The sequence below is a fragment of the Psychrobacillus syltrankelensis genome (assembly GCF_055454035.1).
The window spans coordinates 386018-401921 of the sequence record NZ_CM144227.1 but is presented as its reverse complement, the minus strand read 5'-3'; the positions used below and the strand labels follow the sequence as shown (position 1 = coordinate 401921).

The 15904-nt window shown below is 35.6% G+C and carries 17 protein-coding genes; 1 reads left to right on the top strand and 16 read right to left on the bottom strand.

Annotated features, from left to right (window positions below; translation table 11 throughout):
* Nucleotides 1-8: 8 nt before the first annotated feature.
* Together ACTSKG_RS01980 and ACTSKG_RS01975 are read right to left on the bottom strand one after the other, a co-directional pair.
* Nucleotides 9-818: a pyruvate, water dikinase regulatory protein gene (locus ACTSKG_RS01980; protein WP_464756484.1), complete on the bottom strand. Its 810-nt coding sequence runs from the start codon at nucleotides 816-818 to the stop codon at nucleotides 9-11.
* A gap of 11 nt (nucleotides 819-829) precedes the next feature.
* On the bottom strand, nucleotides 830-1468 hold the full coding sequence (locus ACTSKG_RS01975; protein WP_464756483.1) for a helix-turn-helix transcriptional regulator: 639 nt from the start codon (nucleotides 1466-1468) through the stop codon (nucleotides 830-832).
* Nucleotides 1469-1969: 501 nt separating this feature from the next.
* Here ACTSKG_RS01975 and ACTSKG_RS01970 point away from each other — a divergent pair.
* Complete coding sequence (locus ACTSKG_RS01970) at nucleotides 1970-3352, top strand: glycine--tRNA ligase (protein WP_464756482.1); 1383 nt, start codon at nucleotides 1970-1972, stop codon at nucleotides 3350-3352.
* Between the two features lie 377 nt (nucleotides 3353-3729).
* On the opposite strand, the gene recO is transcribed toward ACTSKG_RS01970, so the two are convergent.
* From recO to deoC, 14 genes are all read right to left on the bottom strand, one after another.
* Nucleotides 3730-4512 (bottom strand): DNA repair protein RecO, encoded by a 783-nt coding sequence (gene recO / locus ACTSKG_RS01965; RefSeq protein WP_464756481.1) that lies wholly within the window; start codon nucleotides 4510-4512, stop codon nucleotides 3730-3732.
* Nucleotides 4513-4563: 51 nt separating this feature from the next.
* The gene (gene era / locus ACTSKG_RS01960) at nucleotides 4564-5484 is read right to left on the bottom strand and encodes a GTPase Era (RefSeq protein ID WP_464756480.1); all 921 of its coding nucleotides are present in this window, start codon (nucleotides 5482-5484) and stop codon (nucleotides 4564-4566) included.
* Entirely contained in the window at nucleotides 5471-5878 is a 408-nt protein-coding gene (locus tag ACTSKG_RS01955) for a cytidine deaminase (protein ID WP_464756479.1), read from the bottom strand. The genes era and ACTSKG_RS01955 overlap by 14 nt, the downstream gene beginning before the upstream one ends.
* Nucleotides 5879-5889: 11 nt before the next feature.
* The gene (locus ACTSKG_RS01950; protein WP_464756478.1) at nucleotides 5890-6255 is read right to left on the bottom strand and encodes a diacylglycerol kinase family protein; all 366 of its coding nucleotides are present in this window, start codon (nucleotides 6253-6255) and stop codon (nucleotides 5890-5892) included.
* A complete protein-coding gene (gene ybeY, locus ACTSKG_RS01945; RefSeq protein WP_464756477.1) occupies nucleotides 6242-6727 on the bottom strand; it encodes an rRNA maturation RNase YbeY in 486 nt (161 codons plus the stop codon). The genes ACTSKG_RS01950 and ybeY overlap by 14 nt, the downstream gene beginning before the upstream one ends.
* Nucleotides 6728-6745: 18 nt before the next feature.
* A complete protein-coding gene (locus ACTSKG_RS01940) occupies nucleotides 6746-8857 on the bottom strand; it encodes an HD family phosphohydrolase (RefSeq protein ID WP_464756476.1) in 2112 nt (703 codons plus the stop codon).
* A 301-nt stretch (nucleotides 8858-9158) separates the two neighbouring features.
* The gene (locus ACTSKG_RS01935; RefSeq protein ID WP_464756475.1) at nucleotides 9159-10118 is read right to left on the bottom strand and encodes a PhoH family protein; all 960 of its coding nucleotides are present in this window, start codon (nucleotides 10116-10118) and stop codon (nucleotides 9159-9161) included.
* Entirely contained in the window at nucleotides 10115-11221 is a 1107-nt protein-coding gene (locus ACTSKG_RS01930) for a sporulation protein YqfD (RefSeq protein WP_464756474.1), read from the bottom strand. The genes ACTSKG_RS01935 and ACTSKG_RS01930 overlap by 4 nt, the downstream gene beginning before the upstream one ends.
* A gap of 2 nt (nucleotides 11222-11223) precedes the next feature.
* Nucleotides 11224-11460, bottom strand: coding sequence for a hypothetical protein (locus ACTSKG_RS01925; RefSeq protein WP_464756473.1), 237 nt, complete (start codon nucleotides 11458-11460; stop codon nucleotides 11224-11226).
* Between the two features lie 51 nt (nucleotides 11461-11511).
* Nucleotides 11512-11934, bottom strand: coding sequence for a hypothetical protein (locus ACTSKG_RS01920; RefSeq protein ID WP_464756472.1), 423 nt, complete (start codon nucleotides 11932-11934; stop codon nucleotides 11512-11514).
* A 26-nt stretch (nucleotides 11935-11960) separates the two neighbouring features.
* Nucleotides 11961-12965 carry a flotillin-like protein FloA gene (gene floA, locus ACTSKG_RS01915; RefSeq protein WP_464756471.1) on the bottom strand — a complete coding sequence of 335 codons (1005 nt, stop codon included), beginning with the start codon at nucleotides 12963-12965 and terminating at the stop codon, nucleotides 11961-11963.
* Complete coding sequence (locus ACTSKG_RS01910) at nucleotides 12962-14293, bottom strand: NfeD family protein (RefSeq protein WP_464756470.1); 1332 nt, start codon at nucleotides 14291-14293, stop codon at nucleotides 12962-12964. The genes floA and ACTSKG_RS01910 overlap by 4 nt, the downstream gene beginning before the upstream one ends.
* 255 nt (nucleotides 14294-14548) lie before the next feature.
* Entirely contained in the window at nucleotides 14549-14722 is a 174-nt protein-coding gene (gene rpsU / locus ACTSKG_RS01905) for a 30S ribosomal protein S21 (RefSeq protein ID WP_016426884.1), read from the bottom strand.
* 104 nt (nucleotides 14723-14826) lie between these two features.
* A complete protein-coding gene (deoC, locus tag ACTSKG_RS01900; RefSeq protein WP_464756469.1) occupies nucleotides 14827-15498 on the bottom strand; it encodes a deoxyribose-phosphate aldolase in 672 nt (223 codons plus the stop codon).
* Nucleotides 15499-15904 lie beyond the last annotated feature (406 nt).

Here is a 15904-nt window from a genome sequence, read left to right as displayed (position 1 = left end):
TCATGAAATTATTTTTGTAAGATGTGATTTATTACTACATTCGCAGTCTCTTCTACAGCTCTATTCGTCACGTCAATCACTCTGCAACCTATTTTTTTAACAATTTTATCAAAGTGTTTTATTTCATCATTTATCCGTTCTATTTTAGCATAACTAGCATCATCGTTTAATCCAATTGCTATTAATCTTTCTTTTCTAATTGAATTAAGCTTTTCTGGTGTAATAACAAGTCCAAAGCATTTTTCAGGATCCACTTGAAATAGTTCCTCCGGCGGCTCAACTTCTGGAACAAGTGGTACATTTGCGACTTTATATCTTTTGTTCGCCAAATATTGTGATAGTGGTGTTTTGGATGTTCTAGAAACACCAACTAGAACAATGTCTGCTTGTAGTAAACCCCGTGGATCTCTTCCATCATCATATTTCACTGCAAATTCTATTGCTTCAATTTTCTTGAAATAGTCCTCATCTAATTTTCGTACTAATCCAGGTTCTTCAAATGGTCTTTCACCTAGATTATTCCCAAGTAAATTAATTACCGGGCCAATTAGATCAACAGATTCTAATTGATATAGTTTACAGTAATGTATTAATGCATCCCTCATATTAGTTTGAACAAGTGTATATAGTATAATTGCATCTTGCTCTTTAGCAAGCTCAGTAATTTCTTTAATATGGTCGAGTGAATCAATATGTGTAAATCTTTTCAATTTTGTATGTTGTAGACCGGGTCTAAATTGACTTATTGCAGCTTTGGCCACTAGTTCACCAGTTTCTCCAATAGAATCTGAGATGATAAATAGATTAAGCATTTTCATAGTTTTCCCCCTCACAGATCATGATCATCGGCTAATGATAGGAAAGCACGTGTGATATTCGTCTTCGTTATTCTTCCAACTACCTCTAAACCATCTTTTCGCATTTTTACAACAGGTAATGAGTCGATTTGTCGAGACATCAATTTATTTGCAGCATCTATAATTGTATCTTCTTTCGTACAGTACGTGATATTAGGCATTCTTGTCATTATCATATGAACTGGAATTTTATTTAGGTCCTGATTACCAATGCTTGTTCGTAAGAAGTCCTTCCTAGAAAGTACTCCAGATAATAATGATTTTTTATCGACTACAAATAATGATCCTACATCTTCTAAAAACATATGGCATATTGCATCATAAACTGTCATGCTTTCTTCTACAACAACTGGTATAGACTGAAAATCTTTTACAAGCATTTGTGCAATATTATCCGAAATAGTTTGACTTGTTTTTTTCCCTGAATAGAAATAACCAACTCGTGGACGTGCATCTAGAAAGCCTGCCATCGTTAAAATTGCAAGATCAGGTCTTAACGTAGACCTTGTTAAATGAAGTCGTTCTGCAATTTGTTCACCTGTAATGGGGCCGTTTCCTTTAACAATGTCCAAAATCTCGTTTTGCCGTTTGTTGAGTTCGATCGGACTCACCGCCTCAAAGTGTTATACTTAATACCCAATTATTGTAGCACAAATTCACCGTTTCTGTGCAACTTGATCTTCAATTTGCCAACTATACGATGAACAAAGGAACTTAGTAAATGAAGAAGTGGACTATTCTACTTACTCGGTACTGTATATCGGGTAGGATTGTCTATCGTCTTATAAGAATTTATTTCAAAACACAATAAATTTTATACTCCAACCTTTTCATCCTATTATTGCTATGTACACAGGCTCATGTTACAATATCAACAAATAATAAAGCGTTGAAGAGAATAATAAGTACTGTAAATAAAAGCGAGTGGTGTTGGTGAAAGACCACGATACAGGAAAAGGCAGCTCAGAGCTTATGCTTTTAAAGAGGATTGTATTTTTACAATCAATCGGGGTGGAACCGCGGGTATATTACTCGTCCCCGGGCTAATTTGGCCCGGAGACGAGTTTTTTATTGCTCACTTTTAAAAGCATATAAAAAATGGAGGTTTTCAAATGAAGATAACAATGGAAAATGTAGTTAGTTTAGCAAAACAAAGAGGATTTGTTTTCCCAGGTTCTGAAATTTATGGTGGTCTGGCAAACACTTGGGATTACGGTCCCCTTGGTGTAGAGCTAAAAAACAATGTTAAAAAAGCTTGGTGGAAAAAATTTGTACAAGAATCCCCCTACAATGTTGGTTTGGACGCTGCAATACTAATGAATCCAAAAACATGGGTAGCTTCTGGTCATATCGGAAACTTTAATGATCCAATGATTGACTGCAAAAAATGTAAATCGCGTCATCGTGTTGATAAAATTATCGAAGATGCACTTGATAAAAAAGGAATCGAAATGGTTATTGATGGTCTTTCATTCGAAAAAATGGAAGAAATTATGAAAGAACACGATGTTGTATGTCCATCATGTGGGGCTTTTGATTACACAGAAATTCGCCAGTTCAACTTAATGTTTAAAACATTTCAAGGTGTAACTGAAGCATCTACAAACGAAATTTTTCTACGCCCTGAAACAGCACAAGGGATATTTGTAAACTACAAAAATGTGCAGCGTTCCATGCGTAAAAAAATGCCCTTCGGAATTGCACAAGTAGGAAAAAGTTTCCGTAACGAAATTACTCCAGGTAACTTCACTTTCCGTACAAGAGAATTTGAACAAATGGAATTAGAGTTCTTCTGTAAACCTGGTGAGGATATGGAATGGTTTGAATTCTGGCGTAACTATTGTAAAGAGTGGTTATTAAACTTAGGTGTTTCAGAAGATAGCATTCGCTTGCGTGACCATTCGGAAGATGAACTTTCTCATTACTCTAACGCAACTACAGATATCGAATATAAATTCCCATTCGGGTGGGGAGAGCTTTGGGGTATTGCAGATAGAACAGACTTTGACTTAAAACAACATATGGAGCATTCCGGTGAAGACTTTAACTACATCGATCCAATAACGAATGAACGTTATGTACCTTATTGTATCGAACCTTCTTTAGGCGCTGACCGTGTTACGCTTGCATTCCTTTGTGAAGCGTTTGATGAGGAACAACTAGATGGCGATGATACTCGAACTGTATTACGCTTCCACCCTGCATTGGCACCAGTAAAGGCAGCAATTTTACCTTTGTCTAAAAAGTTATCAGAAGGTGCTACTGCTTTGTTCTCAGACTTAAGCAAACACTTTATGGTTGACTACGATGAATCTCAATCCATTGGTAAGCGTTACCGTCGCCAAGATGAGATTGGTACTCCATTCTGTATCACATATGATTTCGATTCAGAAACAGATAATCAAGTAACAGTACGTCACCGTGATTCAATGGAACAAACAAGAATGCCAATTTCTGATGTAAAATCATATATCGAAAGTCATTTGCAATTTTAATGTAATTAATCCTGAGCAGACAATAGTCTGCTCAGGATTTTTATTTGAATTTGGAGATTCCAAGACAATGACACCCTCTTGCATACGCTATTTCTGTTAGCTTAATGGCGATAGGGATTTTTAATGCCTACATAGTACCTCTTTTAGGGCGGATAAAGTATCTATGGGCATTTAGCTTCTATTTAGCTTCTCCTAAGCTCTAATGGTGGTCGTTTAGGGGCACATAGCACCTTTTTACGGGCGGTTAAAATTTCTATGGGCATTTATCCATGGGGCAAACGTTGTTTGTTTAGGAGCACATACCCCCTCTTTACCAGCGGTTGAAGTTTCTAAGGCTGGATAGATAACACCATGAAAATAGATCCAAGGAAGAAGAGTTATTCTTCTACACTTGGATCTGCTTTTGGTGTATAAAATTCAGGGGTTTTCTCCATTTGGTCAAGAAATCCTTGTGATTTTAAACGGAGACCAACTTGTTCGCTATAAATAGTGCGTATAATTTTTTTTATAAAACCTTTTGTTTCTTTTTTTAAAGTCAGCTTTCCTACTTGATCAATTGGTACTGTATAAAAAGTACGAATAAGTTTTACTTGTGAAGGCGTCAGCCTAATCAAATATGGATCTATTGAAAAGCAACGATGACATAAAAATCCGATTTGAGAAAAAGAATATGCGAACTCACCATCTGTTGCACCACAATTCGAACACTGATGTAGTACTGGATAAATCCCTGCTGTAGGTAATAGCTTCCATTCTACAAATAGGCTGATCGCTTCTGGATCATAATCTTCTGAAATAGCTTGAAGTGCCTGTTGTAATATTGTAAATAAATGAGGCTTTGGAGACTCATCATCGATTAATTTATCTACTAGTTCCATTATAAAACTGGCATAGGCAGTAGTGAATATATCTTCACGAATAGACCGCATCGAATCGATGATTTCACCTTGTTGAAGAGTCCCCATGCCTCTTCCTTGTTGGACTAAAAAGTAGGCATACGTAAAAGGCTGTGAAATGGAGGACAAACGACTCGTAGGTTTTTTTGCTCCACGAGCCATCGCTGCTCTTTTTCCAAGTTCTCTGGAAAAAATCGTAACAATCTTATCCGTTTCTCCATAAGAAGAAGCTCGTAAGACTATCCCTTCTATTTTCTGGAGCAATCGCCTTCCCTTCCTTCTATATCGTCTGTATAAAACTCAGCTCTGATCTACTTAATATTCATCTTCTCTGAAACCGAAATCCTTTAAGTGGGCAGACTTATTGCGCCAGTCTTTTTGAACTTTTACCCATAACTCCAAGTAAACTTTTGAACCAAGTAACATTTCGATATCTTGGCGGGCTCTTGTTCCAACTTCTTTCAACAAAGCTCCTTTTTTACCGATTACAATTCCTTTTTGAGAATCTCTTTCCACAACGATGGTTGCCATCACACGGATCATGTCTTTCTCTGTATCCTCTTCTTTTTTTATTTTATCAATGATAACTGCTATTGAATGTGGAATTTCCTCGCGTGTCAAATGGAGCACTTTTTCTCGAATTAATTCAGAAATGATAAAACGTTCTGGATGGTCCGTTACCTGATCTGCTGGATAGTATTGAGGACCTTCTGGCAAATATGTTTGAACTGTTTCGAGTAATCTCTCTACATTATTTCCTTGTAATGCAGAGATAGGAATGATTTCTGCAAAATCATATTTCGATTTATACGAGTTAATTACATTAATCAATTCATCTGGGTGAATTTGATCTATTTTATTGATGACAAGAAAAACAGGTGTCTCGTTATTTTCAAGCATATCCATAATTAATTCATCAATTTTTCCTCTTGGTTCTGTAGCGTTAACCATAAATATTATTACATCCACTTCACGCAATGTATTTTTGGCAACTTTTAACATGAAATCCCCAAGCTTATGTTTTGGTACATGAATACCTGGCGTGTCGATAAAAATCATTTGACTTTTTTCTAACGTTAAAACACCTTGTACTTTGTTACGGGTTGTTTGTGGTTTGTCACTCATAATAGCAATTTTTTGTCCAACTACTCGATTTAAAAAAGTAGATTTCCCAACATTAGGTCTACCTATAATTGAGATAAAACCTGATTTAAAGCCCTTATTATTTTGAAGCATAGTCTAAATCCTCCGTTGTAAAGGCGCCAGGTAGAAGTTCTGAAACAGTTGTTTCTAATACATTTCCCTTTAAATTGGTTAAGTAAACAGGCATATTGCCATCGCAAAACTCAGCTAATACTTGTCTGCAAGCACCACATGGTGATACAGGACCTTCTGTATCGGCAACTACTGCAATTGCAGCAAATTTATTCTTTCCTTCTGAAACAGCTTTGAAAATGGCTGTTCTTTCTGCACAATTGGTTAAACCAAAAGATGCATTTTCAATATTACAACCATGGATTACTTCCCCATCTGTTGTTAATAATGCTGCTCCCACTGGGAACTTAGAATAAGGTACATATGCTTTCTCTCTTGCTGTTTTGGAAGATTCCATTAAATTATTTTTATTCAACCTTTTCACCTCTAAAATAAGATTCCCCACCATTTGGGGATAAATATGATCAAACCTACAATAGCACTACATATTGCATACACGAGACATGCACCTGCCGCCAAATCTTTTGCTTGCAGAGCAAGCTTGTGATAGTCAGGTGATGCTAGATCTACAACTCGTTCTATAGACGCATTTACTAATTCTATCATGAACATGCCACTTATTAACATAATTATTATTATCCACTCAAATCTCGATAATTCAGTTATTATACTTGCTATTAATACAATGACTGCTGCTAATAAATGAAAGCGAAAATTTTGTTCGCTTTTTATGACGTGTATGATGCCGTGAGAAGCATATTTAAAGGACTTTAAAAACTTAGGAATGTCCATGGCCTTCACGTTTCAAACCAAAAGCTTGTAATATTGTTTCTTGAAGACCGAACATTACTTGTTCCTCCTCTTTCGTTCCATGATCATATCCAAGTAGATGTAGGAATCCGTGAACAGCTAAAAAACAAAGCTCTCTCTCAAATGTGTGGGCATACGATTCAGCTTGTTCGTTTGCACGTTCTACTGAGATAACTATATCTCCCAAAAGCATTGGCATATCAGCATTTTTTATCTCTATTTCTCCTTCACCCATTTCCTCCATGGCAAAGGATATCACATCCGTAGGAACATCTTTATTGCGATACGTGCGATTGATATCCTGGATAGCTTCATTTGTAACAAATGTTACACTAACTTCACTTCCATCTTTTATTGCTTGTTGTTGGGCAGCAAATTGCAATACCTTTTCAACAAGTTCCATCGTTTCTGCAGTTAAAGTGTTAGTCTCATCCATTAAATCCAGTTCTAGCATCTTTGTACCACCTTTTTGTTATTTAGGATACTCTATTCGAGAATGAAAAATCCCATTCATAGTTGTATAGAAGCTCTCTTTCATTGTCTTTATTTCTCGTAAAGATAAGTCGCATTCATCAAACTGTCCGTCTTGAAGCTTATCTTTTACTATTGATTCTATTAATGAATGAACTTTTTCTGCGTTTGGTTCTTTCATTGAACGAACAGCAGCTTCTATACTATCCGCTACCGAAATAATAGCATTTTCTTTCGTTTGTGGTTTTGGACCCATATACCTAAAATCTTTTTCCTTCACATCTTCTTTTTGTTCTTTTGCTTTGTAATAAAAGAACTTCAATAAACTTGTCCCATGATGTTGTTCAGCCACATCTACGATTTCTTTCGGCATTTTATGTTTGCGTAAAATATTCGCTCCATCTACAGCATGAGCTATAATAATATCACGACTTGCTTCTGGAGGTAAATTATCATGTGGATTATAACCATTCATTTGGTTTTCAATAAAAAAACCTGGCCTTTTCGTTTTCCCAATATCATGATAATAGCAACTAACTCTAGCCAGTAATCCATTAGCTCCTATTGCCTCGCAAGCCGCTTCCGCTAAATTTGCAACCATTACACTATGATGATACGTTCCAGGTGTTTCAGTTAATATTTTTTTCAGTAACGGATGATTGGGATTTGATAATTCTATTAGTTTCATCGTGGAGAGAATCCCAAATGCAGATTCAAAAAATGGTAGTATCCCTATTGTTAAGGCTCCAGATAATACACCAGATAAGATTGCTGCTCCAATATAAAATAATAAGTCAGTTATTCCATATGTCGTTTTTGTCATTAATAAATAAAATAAAATAAACGCTAGATTAACGGTTGAAACCATTAAACTTGAACGAAAAATTTGAGAATTATGCTGCATTCTTTGTAATGCAAAAATCCCAGCGATTCCACCAAATAATATATATAGTGAAATTTCCATTTGAAAAACATTTGTATAACCTTCTTGAAATATAAAACCAGCATAGGCTGCAATAATAATGGTCGTTATAAAAGCAATTCTCTCATTAACTAAAAGGTAAACGAGCATCGACACTATTGCTGTTGGAAAAATAAAAGCTATGACTACATCAAAATTATTGGCAATATACTGTAAAACATTCATCATTAATACGGATACAAACAAACTAAACATGACTACCAGTAAGGATTTAGAACTTTCAATTGCATTATTTTTACCACTTATTGTTTGACTATACAAAATCCACATTGTTAACAATACAAATAGTGCAACTCCAATCAGAGGTTTATAGGAAGATTTATTTGTAAGCATTCCTAATAACTTCAGTTGTCTAAAAACTTCACGATCAATTATTTCGCCTTTTTGAACTAGGATTTGACCTTGTAAAATTCTTGTAGGGTCTACACTTGCTTTTGCTTGTTCTAAACGTTGCTTCGTTAACTCTTTATTTTCGATTTCTGTTTCAACTATACTAAAACGAGCTATTGATACGAGAGCATTCATATATGGAGGAGAATATTTAAAATATTTTCTAACTTTGTCCTCTAACTCCTTTTTCTTTTCGGGAATATTTTCTAAGCGAATCCTTTCATTTAACTCTTCTTTCACAAAGGTAATAAGGGTTTCACTAGATGTAGTTAGAGTAGATGTGCTTTGACTTAGTAAAGCAGTTAACGCATCATCACTTAAATACACATAGCTAGCATTATCGGCAATCTTTTCCATTTCATTTTTTAATTTATTGAGTTGACTTGTTTTATTCTCTCCTTCTTCTGGAGGAATTACTTCTTTCTTAATTTCAATAACGCTATCGAAAATAGAGCGAATAATCGCAGCTTGGTTATCAGCGGTTTCTTCCTGGAATTGATAATATGGTTGAATCTCGGAAGCTACTTTCTCGCGATCTTGTTCTGTTTTGATACTATCTTCCATCGTTTTGACGGATCTAATTGTTTCAGGTGATAATTGATATTCTTTAATATCATAAGTACTTTCTTTTACATTTCCTATTAATAAGAAAAACATAATAATAGCAGTAAAAAAAATAATAACTAATGGGAGATGTTTATAATTGCGCCATTCTTTCATTTTCACTAAGATAGAATTCACTTGTCTCTCATCTCCCTTATAACTGGTAACTCCATTATACCTTACTTTTAGAATGATATAAAAATAATTCCAAATTTGCATATGAAAAACGCAGTCACCCTTTAAGTACAAAAACCTATTTTCAATCGTTTCCCGAGGGCTGGACAAGTTGGGCTACATCATTACCGGAATGAATTAGGTATCTTAACTAAAGTGCTCTCGCATTAGCGGTGAACGGACTCGATTTATTTATTAATATAAAAATGACTGTAGGAATACTCGACTTATATCGAGAAATCCTACAGTCTGAAAAGAGTCTATTTTAAGACTGCTGTTCTTCGTAAGCTTGTATAATTTTTGCGACAAGTGGATGACGAACGACATCTCCTTGTTCTAAATATTGAAAATGAATGCCAGATACATTTTTTAATATTTTTTCAGCAATGATTAAACCAGATTCAGCACCTTTTGGTAAATCAATTTGCGTTTTATCTCCTGTGATTACCATTTTTGAACCGAATCCCATACGGGTTAAAAACATTTTCATTTGTGCTTTTGTTGTATTTTGTGCTTCATCTAAAATAACAAACGCATCATCTAATGTTCTCCCTCTCATATATGCAAGTGGGGCAATTTCAATTGTACCACGTTCAATAAGTCTCTCTGTCTGCTCCAAACCTAATACATCATGCAACGCATCGTATAACGGCCTTAAATATGGGTCTACCTTCTCTTTTAGATCCCCTGGTAGAAATCCTAAGCTTTCTCCTGCTTCAACTGCTGGACGTGTTAAAATGATTTTTTTAACATGGGCATTTTTTAGCGCTTGTGTTGCCATTACTACTGCCAAATATGTCTTCCCAGTTCCAGCAGGTCCAATTCCAAATGCTAAATCAAAACGTCTTATCCCTTGTATATATTCTCTTTGTCCAATTGTTTTAGCGCGAATTGCTTTTCCTTTAGTATTTCTTGCGATTTCTTCATCATATAGTCCAGAAAAGTATTCAATTGTTCCATTTAAACTCATTTCAATAGCGGAAGTAACATCCCGTAAGTTTATATTAATCCCTTTATGGATGACCGAGAGAAGTTGTTCCATTAATTTCCTAGCTTCTTCCACATTTTTTTCATCACCAACAACCCTAATGGTTTCTCCTCTGGTAATAAGTTGGACTTTCAGTTCCTCTTCAATAAGCTTTAGATTTTTATCTGATATACCTAAAAGCATTACTGCTTCCGTTGGGTTTTGCAAATTAATATCTAATTGTGTATGTTCGCTCATGCTTCGTCTCCTTGGGGTATAACTTGTGGAATCGCAATATTCTCATTAACTAAAAACAATACTTTCCCCTTTACTTTATCATTTTGAATAGTCACCTGTAAAATTTTATCCTCCAATATTTGTGTACCAGTTGGAAGTTCATTGAAAATTTTTTGATAAAGTAAAGGACGAATTAATTTTTCCATCGATTGCTCATTTAATAAAAATCTCTCTTCCTCCAAATTTCTAACATACCCTACCTCCAAATACTTTTGAAGTGGACTTGGAAGTGAAATCTCCTTCCAATAATTGTGTTTATTATTTCCTTTTTTCTGAATAACCAGTTTACGCTCATTTGGTTTCATAAAACTGACCGTTTGGGGAATTTCAAACTCAAGCTCAAGCCAATAATTAGCAAATACTTTTCCTTCTGCACTGGTGATAATTCTTTTGTCTCCTTGCGTAACAAATCCATTTACTAATATATCCCCTTTGTTAACTGAGACATTTTTTTCTACGGCCCTTACTCCTTTTACAAGTTCAAAGTCAGTAATAACCCCACTTCTTTTTGCAATTAGATGTGTTGGGGGTAAATTTCTTATCTCCCGCTCTGTTTTAATCGGTGCTAACATTGGACTAACAGTAAATTTAGATCCTGATTTTGTAAAATGAACCCAAGAATATTCTTTGTGTTTTAACAATATTTTTTGCCGTATTTCTTGTTCAGAGGGTAAATTAGTCGTGCGCATCTTTTCTTTAATATTCATAACCTTCAATTCTTCAGCGAGAAGAATATCACTTTCAGGTGAATCTGACTCTATTTGAATACTCCATATAAATTGAGCAAGAATTACAGGAATTATAAAAAATAATACTATACCAAAAATCGAAACCGTGTGTGTAGCGATTATGCCTTTCTTTTTCTTGTCTTCTAATCGAACAGTAATTCGTAATGATCTTCTCACTTTTCGAAAAATTGCCAAATCCTTCTTACGAATAGAGAAAAAAAGGTAATGCTGCGTACTATAAACTTGGTAAATTTCAATATTGGCGGAAAATAGTCTTTGAAATAATAGGTGTTGATCAGTTTTTATGGGAACTTTGACTTGTATAAGTTGTTGCATTACTATTTTTCCTTCCTTGTAATTTTAAAATACTTAAGTTCATCTACATTTATTCGTAGATGTTCCATAGAAAGAGATTTTATCTCTAAAGTGCCTGCCTCAATTTGTAAAAGGAAGTCATCGTAAGAACAAACTAGGTTATTTTTTTCCAAACGATGAATAGTAACTTTGTAATCTAATGTAATCTCATTAAAATTTTCAATCATAATACTCGCATGGAGTGGAAATAGTTTATTCAAAAAAAAACACCCCTTTACATGACTTTATGCATGTAAAGGGGTGTTCATGAGTTATCTTTTCGATTTTGGTGGTGCAAGTATCTCTGAAAATACAATAGCTCTTACTAGTTCTTCTTGGGAACTAGGTAAAATATGAGTGATTGTCGGTTTATATTCTTTCTTTTCTAGCTTATTTGTTTGATGAATTGACAGTCGCCCAGAAGATCTTGGAATCCCTTGATCCCTACTGACCTCACGCACAACTTTCTCACTTACTACTGGCGTTTTTGTAACAATCGGAGTTTTTCTTTCCAATTGTTGTTTTGGCTCTTCCATAAAGTCTCTAGCAAATTCTTTAAGATCTTTAAATGGATTTTCCGTAAAAGGCTTCACTTGCTGAGCTCTTCTAGTTGGAGCTTGCTCCGGTTGTTTTTTCTTCTTCAATAAAGTACTAACGATTAACGAAATAACTATTAATATTATACTACTTCCCAAGGAGAAAACCTCCTTTCCACTATATACTAGTCTTTTAGTTCCTCAGTAGAAGGTTTGTCTCCACCTACTTTGCTAATTGAATCCCTCATACTAGTGTCAGCTTGAATATTTTTATAGTTCATGTAATCCATTACACCGATGTTACCTTCACGAAGTGCTTCTGCCATAGCTAATGGAACTTCAGCTTCAGCTTCTACTACTTTCGAGCGCATTTCAACTACTTTTGCTTTCATCTCTTGCTCGGAAGCAACAGCCATTGCACGACGCTCTTCAGCCTTCGCTTGTGCTATTTTCTTATCTGCTTCTGCTTGTTCAGTTTGCAGTTCAGCACCAATATTTTTACCTATATCAACATCCGCAATATCAATCGATAGAATTTCAAATGCAGTTCCAGAGTCTAAACCTTTAGCTAATACAGTTTGAGATATTAAATCCGGATTTTCAAGTACTCGTTCATGACTTGTACTAGAACCGATTGTACTAATTATCCCTTCACCAACTCGGGCTACAATTGTCTCTTCACCAGCACCACCGACTAAACGATCGATATTGGCACGAACGGTAATACGAGCTTTCGCTTTTACTTCAATCCCATTCATTGCAACACCTGCGATAAATGGAGTTTCTATTACTTTAGGATTTACAGACATTTGTACTGCTTCTAATACGTCACGACCTGCAAGATCAATTGCTGCAGCACGTTCAAATGTTAGTGCAATATTTGCTCTGTGCGCTGCAATTAGAGCATTTACAACACGGTCTACATTACCACCAGCTAAATAATGGCTTTCTAATTGATTGATTGCAACGTTCAACCCTGCCTTATGCGCTTTAATAAGTGGATTTACAATGCGTGATGGAACTACTCGACGTAATCTCATTCCTACTAACGTAAAGATACTAATTTTAACTCCAGCTGCAAGTGCTGAAATCCATAATGCGATTGGAAAAAATGTGAAAAACACGGATAGCAAAATAAATGCTAAAACAATGATCACAATTATACCAATCGTAGCTCCACTAATAATCATTCTATTTCCTCCCCTTTTGAAACTTCTCGCACAACGATACGAGAACCCTCTACTTTTATAATGATAACATGTTTATCCTTTTCTACAAAACTTCCATCCGAAACCGCATCTATACGTTCGTCATTTATACGTATAGTTCCGGCAGGTCTGAGAGGGGTCATCGTCACGGCAATTTTTCCGATTAACTCTAGCCTATTTTCGTTAGACACATACCCTTGTTCTGTGGTTGTTGCATCCGACAAAATTACCTTGTTTAACACTTTCAACTGTTTTCCGAAAAACTTCATAATAATCACCATTCCCACTATAGCTACTGTTAAAGCAATTAATACAGAAATACACATTAGCAAAATATTACCACCAGCTAAAATTATACTAAAAATAATAGCCGCTGCTCCTAATATACCACTTATTCCACCCGGCAAGTAGAATTCAGCTATTATTAATATAACTCCGATAACAAAAATAATAATCGTTTCATAACCAGCAAGACCAGCTACCAAATGACCGAAAAAGAAAAGCACTAAAGATATTAGGCCCATCGTGCCTGCAACACCAAACCCTGGAGAGTACAATTCTACAATTAACCCTAGACTAGCAATAGATAGTAATATTGGGACAACAATTGGGTTAGTAATAAATCTTGCCAGTAGTTCTGTGAAAGTTTCTTCTGTTTTCACTATTTGTGTATCAGCAAGATTTGTTACTTCTAGCAGTTCTTTTAGAGATCTTACGGTTCCGTTTGAATAGCCTACCTCTAATGCTTCAGAAGATGTAAGAGTTAACAATTCACCGCTTGGTGCCCTATACTCTGGTAGATGAACCGACTCATCTGCCATTGCTTGTGCATAAATTGGATTTTTACCGGTTAACTCCGCCGCATTAATCATCTTGGCTTTCCAGGCACTGTTTGCTTTTTTGTCAGCAGTATTTCCGTTGCTTTCTATAACAGCAGCAGCACCTATTGTTCCACCAGGAGACATATAAATTTCATCGGTATGAAGAGCTAAATAAGCACCGGCGGATAACGCTTCCGAGTTAATATACGCGATCTTTCGAATAGATGTAGAATCGAGTAAATTGACAATTCTTTCAGCGGAATCTACAAATCCTCCAGGCGTATTGATTTCTAAAATAATTGCTTCAGCGCCTGCTTCTTCTGCTTCATGAATGGATCTTTTTAAAAAAGCATATAATCCTCTTTCTACTTCTTTATAAATTGGTATTTTGTATACTATTGGAGCATCAGCAGAAGTCACTGTCGGTACCATCATGATAAATGATAAAAATAATAGAGAAAAAGAAATAATATACCGAGAAAATTTCATCTCTAAACCTCCCTTCTTTATGTATATATACTTTACGGTGTAAAAGGAATTAAGTTTCAAAAAAAAATAAACCGAGAAAATAAATTTTCTCGGTTTACATAATTGTAAATGTTAATCATAAAGTACGTGTTTGGAACGTAGGGATGGTTGGGATAAAAATACCACATACGTTAACGTGCATCTTTTGATTTCTTTTTACGTTTCACGCTTGGGTTTTAGAAACCACAGCTTCGAAGCTTTGTAAATTTCAATTAATTAGAATTTACGTTTACGGGCAGCTTCAGATTTCTTTTTACGTTTTACGCTTGGTTTTTCATAAAACTCGCGCTTTCTTACCTCTTGAATTGTACCACTTTTAGATACAGTACGTTTGAAGCGGCGAAGAGCATCTTCAAGCGATTCGTTTTTACGAACGACAGTTTTTGACATCTCTTTTTCCCTCCCTCCGAACACACGTCAAGCACATAACCATGTGTTATGTTCTAAAAAATTATATCGTATAGTTACGACTTGGTCAATACTTACATACTAAATTAATAATCAGATTTACTCGTTAATCCTTGCATAATATCTACACCAGAACTCGCGCCAATTCTTGAAGCCCCTGCATCAACCATTTCTTGTAAATCTTCTAGGCTACGAACTCCCCCGGAAGCCTTCACACCTAAGTCCATACCTACAGTTTCGCGCATAAGTTTAACAGCCTCAACTGTTGCTCCACCAGTAGAAAAACCGGTAGATGTTTTAACAAAATCAGCCCCAGCTGTCTTAGATAATTCACTTGCTTTTTTAATTTCTTCATTTGTTAATAAACAAGTTTCTAAAATTACCTTTACAATCGCTTTTCCTTTTGCAGCTTCTACAACTGCTTCAATATCTTTTTGAACAAAATTATAGTCGGAATCTTTTAATGCACCAACATTTAATACCATATCAATTTCTTCAGCGCCATTTTCAATCGCATTTTTAGTTTCAAATGCTTTTACTTCACTAGTGCTTGCACCTAATGGAAAACCAATTACAGTACAAACTTTTACTGGACTATCTTTCAGTAATTGCGCACTAAGCTTTACCCATGTTGGATTTACACAAACAGAAGCAAATGTATAATTTTTCGCTTCCTCACATAGTTTTTCAATTTGGTCTTGCGTTGCATTTTGTTTTAATAGTGTATGATCGATTAATGAAGCAATATTTTGTGTCATTTATATTCCCCTCTCGGAAGTTGTCCGTACCTCTTCATCATAATAGAAAAAATAAAAAAAAGCCAGTGAGATTCATTCACTGACTTTCTAAAAGATTCATAGTACTTTAAAGAATGAAATAATACTGCGGATTTCCGTTTCAGGTGGACGCTTTCCGCGGGGTGAGCGATGAGCCATCACCGCCGCTTACGCGTTGTGATGTCTCATCTGTCTCCGAGGAACGCAGGCTAAGAGCGCCACATCGTGTGGCAACGCCTTCGTGACCAACATCCTGTTGGCCTCCGCCTGGAGTCGCCACCTTTCACTAAAATCCATGAAGTGAGTAGTACCTAACAAAGAGATTTAGCCTAGCATATCGCTAAGAATAAGAAGACATAGTTTCAGTAAACGTAGTGATCATACCATC